This window comes from Klebsiella sp. RIT-PI-d (genome assembly GCF_001187865.1).
GTDB lineage: Bacteria > Pseudomonadota > Gammaproteobacteria > Enterobacterales > Enterobacteriaceae > Superficieibacter.
In genome coordinates this window covers 181434-195217 of sequence record NZ_LGIT01000017.1, presented here as the reverse complement: position 1 = coordinate 195217, position 13784 = coordinate 181434, and the positions used below count along the sequence as shown (strand labels likewise).

Genomic DNA, 13784 nt, shown 5'->3' with positions numbered 1-13784 from the left:
TTGCACACCGTCACACTTTGCAACGCCACAGCAGTTTTATCCATAAGATTAGCGGTTCCAGCCTGACGCTTTTTTTCCCCACTCTCTACTGTTTCACCATCACTGTTTTTCTTGATGGAGTTAGACGATGGCGATTGCAATTGGCCTCGATTTTGGTAGTGATTCCGTACGCGCGCTGGCCGTAAATTGCGCCACTGGCGAAGAGATCGCCACGAGTGTGGAATGGTATCCGCGCTGGCAGGAGGGACGCTATTGCGATGGCCCGAATAACCAGTTTCGTCATCATCCGCGCGATTATATTGAGTCAATGGAGGCGGCCGTCAAACGCGTTCTGGCGGCGTTAACCGATGCTCAGCGCCAGGATGTGGTCGGCATTGGCGTAGACAGCACCGGCTCTACGCCAGCCCCTATTGATGCCGACGGCCATGTACTGGCGCTGCGTCCCGAATTTGCCGATAACCCGAACGCCATGTTCGTGCTGTGGAAAGATCACACCTCGGTTGAAGAGGCGGAGGAAATCACCCGCCTGTGCCACACGACAGGTAAAGAAGACTACTCGCGCTACATTGGCGGCATTTATTCCAGCGAATGGTTCTGGGCCAAGATCCTGCATGTTACCCGTCAGGACAGCGCGGTAGCTCAGGCGGCAGCCTCCTGGATCGAACTTTGTGACTGGGTACCTGCACTGCTCTCCGGTACGACCCGTCCGCAGGATATTCGCCGCGGCCGTTGCAGTGCCGGACATAAATCATTGTGGCATGAAAGCTGGGGTGGACTGCCTCCTGCCAGTTTCTTTGACGAGCTGGACCCGATCCTCAACCGGCACCTGGCGTGGCCGATGTTCAGCGAAACGTATACGGCCGATCTGCCCGTAGGCAACCTGAGTGCCGAATGGGCAGAGCGCCTTGGCCTCTCCCGGCAGGTGGTAATCTGCGGCGGTGCGTTTGACTGCCATATGGGCGCTGTCGGTGCCGGAGCACAGCCGAACACGCTGGTCAAAGTGATCGGCACGTCGACCTGCGACATTTTGATCGCTGACAAGCACAGCGTTGGCGATCGCACCGTTAAGGGTATTTGCGGTCAGGTTGACGGCAGCGTAGTCCCTGATTTTGTCGGAATGGAAGCCGGGCAATCGGCGTTTGGTGATATCTATGCCTGGTTTGGTCGCCTTCTGGGCTGGCCGCTGCACCAGCTGGCAGTGCAGCATCCTGAGCTGAAAGAGCAGATTGCAGTCAGTCAGAAACAGTTATTACCCGCGCTCACCGAAGCATGGGCAAAAAACCCCTCCCTCGATCACCTGCCGGTGGTGCTTGACTGGTTTAACGGTCGTCGCACACCCAATGCCAATCAGCGTTTGAAAGGTGTCATTACCGACCTGAATCTGGCAACCGATGCCCCGGCGCTGTTCGGCGGCCTCATCGCCGCTACCGCCTTTGGCGCACGCGCCATTATGGAATGTTTTACCGAACAGGGAATAGCCGTCAATAACGTGATGGCGCTCGGCGGCATTGCGCGCAAGAACCCGGTGATCATGCAGGCCTGCTGTGACGTGCTCAACCGACCGCTGCAAATTGTGGCCTCTGACCAGTGCTGCGCGCTGGGTGCGGCCATTTTTGCCGCTGTCGCCGCCGGTATTCATAGCGATATTCCTGCGGCACAGGCCAGCATGGCCAGCGCCGTAGAAAGTACTCTGCAACCGCGCCCTCAGCAGGCGCAACGCTTTGAACAGCTCTATCGCCGCTACCAACACTGGGCGGTCAGCGCTGAGCAGCAATACCTTCCTGAGCGCGCGCCTGAACCAACGGCGGCGGCTCACCAGACATCTCTGACCTGTTAAGGACATGACAATGACGATTTTTGATAATTATGAAGTGTGGTTTGTAATTGGTAGCCAGCATCTTTACGGCCCGGAAACGCTGCGTCAGGTGACACAGCACGCAGAGCACGTGGTGAACGCCCTTAACAGCGAAGGAAAATTGCCGTGTAAACTGGTACTGAAACCACTCGGCACCTCGCCGGATGAAATCACTGCGATTTGCCGCGATGCCAACTATGAAGATAAGTGCGCCGGCCTGATGGTCTGGCTGCACACGTTCTCTCCGGCAAAAATGTGGATCAACGGGCTGACCATCCTTAACAAACCGCTGCTGCAATTCCATACCCAGTTTAATGCCGCTCTGCCGTGGGACAGCATTGATATGGACTTTATGAATCTTAACCAGACCGCACACGGCGGCCGCGAGTTTGGCTTTATCGGTGCGCGGATGCGCCTGCAGCACAGCGTCGTTACCGGCCACTGGCAGGACAAAGACGCTCACCAGCGTATCGGTGCGTGGATGCGTCATGCGGTATCTAAACAGGATACCCGTCATCTGAAAGTCTGCCGCTTCGGCGACAACATGCGTGAAGTGGCGGTCACCGACGGTGATAAAGTCGCCGCACAGATTAAATTTGGCTTCTCGGTAAATACGTGGGCGGTGGGCGATCTGGTCCAGGTCGTTAATGCGGTAAGTGAGGGCGATATCAATGCGCTGATCGATGAATACGAAAGCAGCTATCGCCTGACGGAAGCGGCACAACTCCACGGTGACAAACGCCAGAACGTGATTGACGCGGCGCGCATTGAACTGGGCATGAAACGCTTCCTCGAAGAAGGCGGGTTCCACGCATTTACCACCACCTTTGAAGATTTACACGGCCTGAAACAGCTTCCGGGTCTTGCCGTGCAGCGTCTGATGCAGCAGGGCTACGGCTTTGCAGGCGAAGGCGACTGGAAAACTGCCGCTCTGCTTCGCATCATGAAGGTGATGTCAACCGGTCTGCAGGGCGGCACCTCATTTATGGAGGATTACACCTACCACTTTGAGAAGGGCAATGACCTGGTGCTCGGCTCGCATATGCTGGAAGTGTGCCCTTCTATTGCCACCGCTGAAAAGCCTATCCTTGACGTCCAGCCTCTCGGCATCGGCGGCAAAGCCGATCCGGCCCGTCTGATTTTCAATACCAACACCGGCCCGGCGATTGCCGCCAGTCTTATCGATCTTGGCGACCGCTTCCGTCTGCTGGTGAACTGTGTTGATTCGGTCGAAACCCCGCACGCGCTGCCGAAATTACCGGTAGCAAACGCCTTGTGGAAAGCTCAGCCGGACCTGCCGACGGCATCAGAAGCGTGGATCATCGCCGGTGGCGCGCACCATACCGTCTTCAGCCACGCGCTGACGCTGGACGATATGCGCCAGTTTACCGAGCTGCACGGCATTGAGATTGCGGTGATCGACAATGAGACTCGCCTGCCGGCCTTTAAAGATGCCCTGCGCTGGAACGAAGTTTATTACGGCTTAAAACGCTAAATGCGATGCCCGGCGGCGCTGCGCTTACCGGGCCTACAGACGATGAACAGGATATGTAGGCTAAATACGCGCTGCGCCATCCGATATGGAGAGCAATATGTTAGAAGATCTTAAACGTCAGGTGCTTGACGCGAATCTGGCATTACCAGAGCACAACCTGGTTACCCTTACCTGGGGAAACGTCAGCGCCGTCGACCGCGAACATGATGTTTTTATCATTAAGCCTTCCGGCGTCGATTATCGGGTGATGAAGGCCGAAGATATGGTGGTTGTCAGCCTGACGACCGGCAAGGTAGTGGAAGGCCATAAAAAACCCTCTTCGGATACGCCCACGCATCGCCTGCTGTATCAGGCTTTCCCAACTATTGGCGGCATTGTGCATACCCATTCACGCCATGCCACCATCTGGGCGCAGGCCGGGCAGCCCGTTCCGGCAACCGGTACCACTCATGCTGATTACTTCTACGGTGCAGTTCCCTGCACGCGCAAAATGACCGACGAAGAAATCAACGGTGAGTACGAATGGGAAACCGGCAATGTCATCGTCGAAACGTTTGAAAAACAGGGCATTGATGCCGCGCAGATGCCGGGCGTGCTGGTACATTCTCACGGTCCGTTTGCATGGGGCAAAAACGCTGAAGATGCGGTGCATAATGCGATAGTGCTGGAAGAGATCGCTTATATGGGCATCTTTTGCCGCCAGCTTGCACCAGAGCTTCCGCCGATGCAGCAAACGCTACTGGACAAGCACTACCTGCGTAAACATGGCGCTAAAGCGTATTACGGGCAATAAGCGCTATCAGCGTATGGCGTCTCGATCGGTTCACGCGGTAATATCCGGTGCTGACAGCGCGAAAAGCTGTACAAAAAATCAGTATTACGTCGGTAAAACGGCTATAATAATGGCTGATTTTATCGATGAGTATTGAGCGTGGCGCAGGCGCGAGAAGGCTTTATTTTAACCCGACACTGGCGGGATACCCCTCAGGGGACTGAAGTGACTTTCTGGCTGGCGACGGATGACGGTCCCCTGCACGTTACGCTGCCGCCCCAGGAGTCCGTTGCCTTTATTGCCGCAGAACACCTCTCCCGCGCGCAACAAACGTTACGCGGCGAGCAGGGTTTTCGACTGACGCCTCTTAAGCTTAAGGATTTTCATCGTCGTCCGGTTTACGGGCTTTATTGCCGCGCCCATCGCCAGCTCATGAACGTTGAAAAGCGGCTGCGCGAGAACGGCGTGACCGTATATGAAGCTGACGTACGCCCGCCCGATCGCTTTTTGATGGAGCGGTTTATTACCGCGCCGGTGTGGGTCGATGGCGACGAGCATGAGGGCACATTGATCAACGCCCGACTGAAGCCCAGTCCGCACTATCGTCCGCCGCTGAAGTGGGTATCGCTGGATATCGAAACCACCCGTCACGGCGAGCTGTACTGTATCGGCCTTGAAGGCTGCGGTCAGCGCGTGGTGTATATGCTCGGCCAGCCGACGGGCGGGACCCGGCCGCTCGACTTTCAACTTGAATACGTCGCCAGCCGTCCGCAACTGCTGGAAAAGCTGAACGCCTGGTTTGCTGAACACGATCCGGACGTGCTGATAGGCTGGAACGTGGTAGGTTTCGACTTACGAATGCTGCAAAAACATGCCGAACGTTACCGGATCCCGCTGCGGCTGGGGCGCGGTAACAGCGAGCTGGAATGGCGCGAGCACGGGTTCAAAAACGGCGTATTTTTCGCGCAGATGCACGGCCGGGTCATTATCGACGGCATTGATGCACTTAAATCTGCGTTCTGGAACTTCCCTTCCTTCTCACTGGAATCGGTCGCGCAGGAGCTGCTGGGTGAAGGTAAATCTATCGATAACCCCTGGGATCGCATGGATGAAATCGATCGCCGTTTTGCCGAAGATAAACCTGCATTAGCCACCTATAACCTCAAAGACTGCGAACTGGTGACGCGTATTTTCCATAAAACGGAGATCGTACCGTTTCTGCTGGAACGCGCCACTGTCAACGGCTTGCCGATCGATCGCCATGGCGGATCGGTCGCCGCGTTCAGCCACCTCTATCTCCCGCGGATGCACCGCGCGGGCTACGTCGCGCCCAACATGGGAGCAGTACCGCCGCAGGCCAGTCCCGGTGGCTACGTGATGGACTCCCGGCCCGGCCTGTATGATTCCGTGCTGGTGCTGGACTACAAAAGCCTTTATCCGTCGATTATTCGCACCTTTCTGATCGATCCGGTAGGGCTTATCGAAGGAATGGCGCAGCCCGTTCCTGAGCACAGTACTGAAGGCTTTCTCGACGCGTGGTTCTCCCGCGACACGCACTGCCTGCCGGAGATCGTTACCCAAATCTGGCACGGGCGCGAAGAGGCAAAGCATCATGGCAATAAGCCGCTGTCGCAGGCGCTGAAGATCATTATGAATGCCTTCTACGGCGTGCTTGGCACCAGCGCCTGCCGCTTTTTCGATCCGCGACTGGCTTCGTCCATCACCATGCGCGGCCATGCGATCATGCGTCAGACTAAAGAACTGATTGAAGCCGAAGGTTATGATGTGATCTACGGCGATACCGACTCCACCTTTGTGTGGCTCAAACGCCCGCACAGTGAAGATGAGGCCGCGCAGATAGGCCAGGCGCTGGTACAAAAAGTGAATGCGTGGTGGGCAACTGAGCTGAATAAATCGCAGTTGACCAGCGCGCTGGAGCTGGAATACGAAACGCATTTCTGCCGCTTTTTAATGCCGACGATCCGCGGGGCGGACACCGGGAGTAAAAAACGCTACGCCGGGCTGATTCAGGAAGGCGGTGAACAGCGCATGGTATTCAAAGGGCTGGAAACGGTGCGCACTGACTGGACACCGCTGGCGCAGCGCTTTCAGCAGGAATTATATCTGCGCATTTTCCGCCGTGAGCCGTATAAAGATTTCGTACGTGAAACTATCGACAAACTGATGGCTGGCGAGCTCGACAAGCAGCTGGTGTATCGCAAGCGGCTGCGACGTCCGCTGAGTGAGTATCAACGCAATGTGCCGCCCCACGTCCGTGCCGCACGACTGGCCGACGAAGAAAACGTCAAACGCGGCCGCGCGCCACAGTATCAAAATCGTGGGACAATCAAATACGTCTGGACGACCAGCGGTCCGGAACCCGTCGATTACCAGCATTCACCGCTGGATTATGACCATTACCTTACCCGGCAGCTGGAACCGGTAGCCGAAGGTATACTCCCTTTTATGGATGATAGTTTTGCTACACTAGTAACAGGGCAACTGGGGCTATTTTGATACGTGACGAATCCGTTGCCATCCAGTACCATAACGCCCTTTCCATTCCTGAACCCAGTTAAGACTGCTGCCGCCTTACCCCGGAAGCGGTCAGTTATTGCCTGCAATCAAAGAGATAGAGCCGAACATATATGCCTTTTACACTTGGTCAACGTTGGATCAGCGACACCGAAAGCGAACTCGGACTTGGTACTGTTGTCGCAATGGACGCACGTACTGTCACTCTGTTATTTCCGGCCACCGGAGAAAATCGTCTGTATGCACGCAGCGACTCTCCCGTAACCCGCGTGATGTTCAATCCTGGCGATACGGTAACAAGTCATGAAGGCTGGCAGTTGCACATTGATGACGTAAAAGAAGAGAATGGCCTTCTCGCCTACACCGGAACCCGTCTGGATACCGACGAGCAGGACGTGCTGCTGCGTGAGGTGTTTCTCGACAGCAAACTGGTGTTCAGCAAACCACAAGACAGGTTATTTGCCGGTCAAATCGATCGTATGGATCGGTTCTCGCTGCGCTATCGCGCGCGTAAATACCAGAGCGAGCAGTACCGTATGCCATACAGCGGCCTGCGTGGGCAGCGTACCAGCCTGATCCCGCATCAGCTTAACATTGCTCACGACGTCGGCCGTCGCCACGCGCCGCGCGTGCTGCTGGCAGACGAAGTGGGTCTGGGCAAAACCATTGAAGCCGGGATGATCCTGCATCAACAGCTGCTGTCCGGTGCCGCAGAACGTGTGCTGGTGGTTGTACCGGAAACATTGCAGCATCAGTGGCTGGTCGAAATGCTGCGCCGCTTTAATCTGCGTTTCGCGCTGTTTGATGATGAGCGCTATGCCGAAGCGCAGCATGATGCCGATAATCCTTTCGATACCGAGCAACTGGTGATCTGTTCGCTGGATTTTGTTCGCCGCAATAAGCAACGCCTTGAGCATCTGTGCGATGCCGAATGGGATCTGCTGGTCGTGGATGAAGCACATCATCTGGTGTGGAGCGAAGACGCGCCGAGCCGCGAATATACCGCTATTGAAGAACTTGCCGGGCGCATCCCGGGCGTACTGTTACTGACCGCAACGCCAGAACAGCTGGGAATGGAAAGCCACTTTGCCCGTTTACGTCTGCTGGACCCGGATCGTTTCCACGATTTCGCGCAATTCGTTGAAGAACAGAATAACTATCGTCCAGTCGCAGATGCGGTTGCCCTTCTTTTAGCGGGCAACAAACTGAGCGACAGCGAACTCAATATGCTCGGCGAACTGATTGGCGAGCAGGATATCGAGCCGCTGCTGCAAACGGCAAACAGCGAACGTGACGGTGCGCCAGCGGCCCGTCAGGAGCTGGTCGCCATGCTGATGGATCGTCACGGCACCAGCCGCGTACTGTTCCGTAACACCCGTAACGGGGTGAAAGGCTTTCCGAAACGCGAACTCAATACCATCCGGCTGCCGTTGCCGACCCAGTATCAGACGGCCATCAAAGTCTCTGGCATTATGGGTGCCCGTAAAAGCGCGGAAGATCGCGCCCGCGATATGCTATACCCGGAGCAGATTTATCAGGAATTTGAAGGCGATACCGGTACGTGGTGGAACTTCGATCCGCGTGTTGAATGGCTGATGGGCTACCTGACCAGTCACCGCTCGCAGAAAGTGCTGGTGATTTGCGCCAAAGCCGCCACTGCGCTGCAGCTGGAGCAGGTCCTGCGCGAACGAGAAGGTATTCGTGCGGCGGTCTTCCACGAGGGTATGTCGATCATCGAGCGCGACCGCGCTGCCGCGTGGTTCGGCGAGGAAGATAGCGGTGCGCAGGTGCTGCTGTGCTCAGAAATCGGTTCTGAAGGGCGTAACTTCCAGTTTGCCAGCCACCTGGTGATGTTCGATCTGCCGTTTAACCCGGACCTGCTGGAACAGCGTATCGGGCGTCTTGATCGTATTGGTCAGGCGCACGATATCCAGATCCACGTTCCGTATCTTGAGAAAACCGCCCAATCGGTACTGGTACGCTGGTATCACGAGGGCCTTGATGCCTTTGAACATACCTGCCCGACCGGGCGTGCGATTTACGACACGGTCTATCACGACCTGATTACCTATCTCGCTGCCCCGGAAAATACCGAAGGTTTCGACGATCTGATTAAAACCTGTCGCGCCCAGCACGACGCGCTGAAAGCTCAGCTCGAACAGGGCCGGGATCGCCTGCTGGAGATCCATTCCAACGGCGGCGAAAAAGCGCAGGCGCTGGCTGCCAGCATCGAAGAGCAGGATGACGATACCAACCTGATTGCCTTCGCCATGAACCTGTTTGATATCGTAGGTATTAATCAGGACGATCGCGGAGATAACCTGATTGTTCTGACGCCGTCCGATCATATGCTGGTGCCGGATTTCCCTGGCCTACCGGAAGACGGCTGCACCATTACCTTCGAGCGAGACATCGCGCTGTCACGTGAAGATGCGCAGTTCATTACCTGGGAACATCCGCTGATCCGTAACGGTCTGGATCTGATCCTGTCCGGTGATACCGGTAGCAGCACCCTGTCGCTGCTAAAAAATAAGGCCCTGCCGGTCGGTACACTGCTGCTGGAACTGATTTATGTGGTCGAAGCTCAGGCGCCGAAACAGCTGCAGCTCAACCGCTTCCTGCCGCCGACGCCGGTGCGTATGCTGCTGGACAAAAATGGCACCAATCTGGCAGCCCAGGTTGAATTTGAGACCTTTAATCGCCAGCTCAGCGCCGTTAACCGCCATACGGGCAGCAAACTGGTCAACGCGGTGCAGCAGGATGTTCACGCTATCCTGCAACAGGGCGAAGCGCAGATTGAAAAAGCCGCCCGCGCGCTGGTGGATGCGGCCCGCAGCGAGGCCGACGATAAGCTGTCTGCTGAACTGTCGCGTCTTGAAGCGTTGAAAGCTGTCAATCCGAACATTCGTGATGACGAACTGGCCGCTATTGACAGCAATCGCCAGCAGGTGATGGAAAGCCTGGCCCAGGCAGGCTGGCGTCTTGATGCGCTGCGTCTGATTGTCGTCACGCATCAGTAACGGACTCAAAGAATGGGGATGGAAAACTACAATCCGCCGCAGGAGCCCTGGCTTATCATCCTGTATCAGGATGATCATATCATGGTGGTCAACAAGCCGAGCGGCTTGTTGTCCGTGCCGGGACGCCTTGAGGAACACAAAGACAGCGTCATGACGCGCGTTCAGCGTGACTATCCGCAGGCCGAATCCGTGCATCGTCTGGATATGGCCACCAGCGGCGTGATTGTGGTCGCGCTGACCAAAGCCGCCGAGCGAGAGCTAAAACGACAGTTCCGCGAGCGCGAGCCGAAAAAGCAGTATGTCGCCCGGATTTGGGGACATCCGGCTAAAGCGGAGGGTCTGGTGGATCTGCCGCTGATTTGCGACTGGCCCAACCGGCCTAAGCAAAAGGTCTGCTTTGAAAGCGGTAAAGCGGCGCAGACCGAATATCAGGTGGTAGATTACGCGACAGATAACACCGCTCGCGTGGTCCTCAGGCCCATTACTGGCCGCTCTCATCAGCTGCGCGTGCATATGCTGGCGCTGGGGCATCCGATCCTCGGCGACCGTTTCTATGCGACGTCAGAAGCGCTGGCGTTAGCGCCGCGTCTGCTGTTGCACGCTGAGATGTTGACCATCACCCATCCGGCATACGGTACTCCGATGACGTTTAAGGTTCCGGCTGATTTCTGAGTCGTGATCATCCTCACCCCTGCCCTCTGCCTGAGGGTGAGGGGGGAGACTCCCCCACCTTATTTAAATCCTTTCTGCTCTTTAACCAGTTCGTACGCGCTCTGGATCTCCTGCGCTTTCTGCTTCGCCATCTCCATCATTTCCGGTGGGAGACCTTTCGCCACCAGCTTATCAGGATGATGCTCGCTCATCAGCTTACGGTAGGCGCGCTTGATGGTCATGGCGTCATCACCGGGCTTCACGCCCAGCACATTGCAGGCATCTTCCAGCGTCGGACCGCGCTGCGGCTGCTGCCAGCTGCCGCCTGACTGCTGTTGGTACCCGCCACCAAATTGTGCGCCGCCCTGCATCATACGCAGGAACTGATCGAACTGAGTGCGTGAAATTCCCAGCTCTTCAGCGATAACGTACAAAACTTCACGCTCGTTAGGATGCAGTTGACCGTCGGCAAAGGCGGCCTGAATCTGAATTTCCAGAAACATCCGAATCAAATCGGCACGACCAAAGCAAATACTGCGGAAAGCGCGCATTTTTTCGCGTAGCGGATAGTTATCGGCTTTTCCCACGCGAAATGCCTGCTGCGCCGCGCTGCGGGAGTCGCCATGAAGATTCATGCGATCCATAAACACGCTGGCGATGTGGATATCCGCCTCTGTTACTCTTCCTTTCGATTTGGTTAAGTGTCCCATTACTTCAAAGGTCGTGGCGAAAAACAGCGATTGTCGCTCTTGCTGGTTGGTAAACCAGTTCAGCCGACGGCTTCGCGCCTTGTCAAACATATGGCCTATCAGTAGTCCAAGCACGGCACCCCAGAAGCCGCCGCCCATCATTAACGCTACCGCTACGCCAATCACTTTGCCCCAATACTGCATATACTCCCCAAATCGTCATGCCTGTGACTAAAATATGTTTTATCATACCCGTCATTCTATGCCGTGCCTAACATAAGGCATGAAACGGGCAGGATTAAGACTAGCGCGATCCGAATGAGTAAGTTAGTCTCTGACCGTTTGCTAGTCGCTACGCCACTGATGACGGAACAACACATAAAACGTATGAAAAAACGTATTCCCACCCTTCTGGCCACCATGATCGCCAGCGCCCTGTATAGCCACCAGGGTATGGCCGCCGATCTCGCCTCGCAGTGTATGCTGGGCGTGCCGAGCTATAACCGTCCTCTGGTGCAGGGCGAGCCAAACGAATTGCCAGTTACCATTAATGCTGATCATGCCAAAGGAAATTATCCCGATGATGCAGCATTTACCGGCAATGTGGACATTAATCAGGGCAATAGCCGTCTGCAGGCTGATGAAGTACAGCTTCATCAGAAAGAGGTTGCCGGTCAGCCGCAACCGGTTCGTACCGTTGATGCACTGGGTAACGTGCACTACGACGATAACCAGGTGATCCTGAAAGGGCCAAAAGGCTGGGCTAACCTGAACACCAAAGACACTAACATCTGGGAAGGTGACTATCAGATGGTGGGACGTCAGGGTCGCGGTAAAGCGGATCTGATGAAACAGCGTGGCGAAAACCGTTATACCATTCTGGAAAACGGTACGTTTACCTCCTGTCTGCCGGGTTCGAATACCTGGAGCGTGGTCGGTAGCGAAGTGATCCACGACCGTGAGGAGCAGGTTGCAGAAATCTGGAATGCCCGCTTCAAACTGGGTCCGGTGCCCGTTTTTTACAGCCCGTACCTGCAATTACCGGTAGGTGATAAACGCCGCTCAGGTTTCTTGATCCCCAATGCCAAATACAGCAGCAAGAACTATTTTGAGTTTACCCTGCCGTATTACTGGAACATTGCGCCGAACATGGACGCCACCATCACGCCGCACTACATGCATCGTCGTGGCAATGTGATGTGGGAGAACGAATTCCGCTATCTGTCTCAGGCGGGAGCAGGTCTGATGGAGCTGGATTATCTGCCATCAGATGACGTGTATCAGGACGATCACGACAAAGAGGGTAGCCGCCATCGCTGGTTGTTCTTCTGGCAACATGCCGGCGTTATGGATCAGGTCTGGCGCTTTAATGTCGACTATACCAAAGTCAGCGACTCGAACTATTTTAACGACTTTGACAGCAAATACGGATCCAGTACCGACGGCTATGCGACACAAAAATTCAGCCTCGGCTATGCGGTGCAGAATTTTGACGCGACGGTATCAACCAAGCAGTTCCAGGTCTTTAGCGATCAAAATAATAGCAGCTACTCCGCTGAGCCACAGCTTGACCTTAACTATTATCAAAACGACGTCGGTCCGTTTGATACCCGTATTTATGGTCAGGCCGTGCATTTCGTGAATACCGAAAGCAATCAGCCCGAAGCAACGCGTTTGCATCTGGAGCCGACCATCAATCTGCCGCTGTCTAACGGCTGGGGAAGCATTAATACCGAAGCCAAATTGCTGGCAACGCATTATCAGCAGACCAATCTGGACACCTATAACCGCAACAATACCAATCAGCTCGATGAGTCGGTTAACCGTACCATGCCGCAGTTCAAAGTCGACGGTAAGATGGTTTTTGAGCGCGATATGCACCTGGCCGAGGGTTATACCCAAACGCTGGAGCCGCGCGCGCAGTATCTGTACGTGCCGTATCGCGACCAGAGCCGCATTAATAACTACGACTCGTCGCTACTGCAATCCGACTATACCGGTTTGTTCCGCGACCGCAGCTATGGTGGTCTTGACCGTATCGCATCGGCAAACCAGGTGACGACCGGCCTGACCTCGCGAATTTATGATGATGCTGCCGTGGAACGTTTTAACGTTTCCGTTGGTCAAATCTACTACTTCACCGAATCGCGTACTGGTGATGACGCTAACATTAAGTGGGAAGATGACGACAAGACTGGTTCTCTGGTCTGGGCGGGCGACACCTACTGGCGTATCTCCGATCGCTGGGGTCTGCGCGGCGGTGTGCAATACGATACGCGTCTGGACAACGTTGCCACCAGCAGCAGCAGCATTGAATATCGTCGCGATCAGGATCGTCTGTTACAGCTGAACTATCGTTATGCCAGCCCGGAATATATTCAGGCGACGCTGCCATCATACGCAACGTCGGATGAATACAAAGCAGGTATCTCGCAGGTCGGTGCAGTGGGTAGCTGGCCAATTGCCGACCGTTGGTCGTTCGTTGGCGCATGGTACTTTGATACTAACGAGAAAAAAGCGGCTGACCAGATGGTGGGCGTGCAGTACAACTCTTGCTGTTATGCGATCCGTGTCGGTTATGAACGCAAACTTAACGGCTGGGAAAACGATCAAAGCGTGTACGATAACGTCATCGGCTTTAATATTGAACTGCGTGGCCTGAGTTCGAACTATGGTCTGGGCACACAGCAGATGCTGCGCTCGAACATTTTGCCTTACCGTAGCTCTCTGTAATGCAGTTGTTTGAACATGTACTCCGCATTGCGGT

At 55.3% G+C, this 13784-nt stretch carries 8 protein-coding genes; 7 read left to right on the top strand and 1 reads right to left on the bottom strand.

Annotation, left to right across the window (positions count from 1 at the left end; genetic code table 11):
• The first annotated feature begins 127 nt into the window (after positions 1-127).
• From araB to rluA, 6 genes are all read left to right on the top strand, one after another.
• Entirely contained in the window at positions 128-1837 is a 1710-nt protein-coding gene (gene araB / locus AC791_RS18260; protein ID WP_049841898.1) for a ribulokinase, read from the top strand.
• Positions 1838-1847: 10 nt separating this feature from the next.
• Positions 1848-3350 carry an L-arabinose isomerase gene (gene araA / locus AC791_RS18255; protein WP_049841897.1) on the top strand — a complete coding sequence of 501 codons (1503 nt, stop codon included), beginning with the start codon at positions 1848-1850 and terminating at the stop codon, positions 3348-3350.
• 97 nt (positions 3351-3447) lie between these two features.
• On the top strand, positions 3448-4143 hold the full coding sequence (araD, locus tag AC791_RS18250) for an L-ribulose-5-phosphate 4-epimerase (RefSeq protein WP_049841896.1): 696 nt from the start codon (positions 3448-3450) through the stop codon (positions 4141-4143).
• A gap of 138 nt (positions 4144-4281) precedes the next feature.
• Positions 4282-6639, top strand: coding sequence for a DNA polymerase II (gene polB, locus AC791_RS18245; RefSeq protein WP_049841895.1), 2358 nt, complete (start codon positions 4282-4284; stop codon positions 6637-6639).
• Positions 6640-6770: 131 nt separating this feature from the next.
• Complete coding sequence (gene rapA / locus AC791_RS18240) at positions 6771-9677, top strand: RNA polymerase-associated protein RapA (RefSeq protein ID WP_049841894.1); 2907 nt, start codon at positions 6771-6773, stop codon at positions 9675-9677.
• A 12-nt stretch (positions 9678-9689) separates the two neighbouring features.
• Entirely contained in the window at positions 9690-10349 is a 660-nt protein-coding gene (rluA, locus tag AC791_RS18235) for a bifunctional tRNA pseudouridine(32) synthase/23S rRNA pseudouridine(746) synthase RluA (RefSeq protein ID WP_049841893.1), read from the top strand.
• A 59-nt stretch (positions 10350-10408) separates the two neighbouring features.
• On the opposite strand, the gene djlA is transcribed toward rluA, so the two are convergent.
• Complete coding sequence (djlA, locus tag AC791_RS18230; protein ID WP_049841892.1) at positions 10409-11221, bottom strand: co-chaperone DjlA; 813 nt, start codon at positions 11219-11221, stop codon at positions 10409-10411.
• A 183-nt stretch (positions 11222-11404) separates the two neighbouring features.
• Here djlA and lptD point away from each other — a divergent pair, with 183 nt between their 5' ends.
• Positions 11405-13750 (top strand): LPS assembly protein LptD, encoded by a 2346-nt coding sequence (gene lptD, locus AC791_RS18225; protein ID WP_049841891.1) that lies wholly within the window; start codon positions 11405-11407, stop codon positions 13748-13750.
• Positions 13751-13784 lie beyond the last annotated feature (34 nt).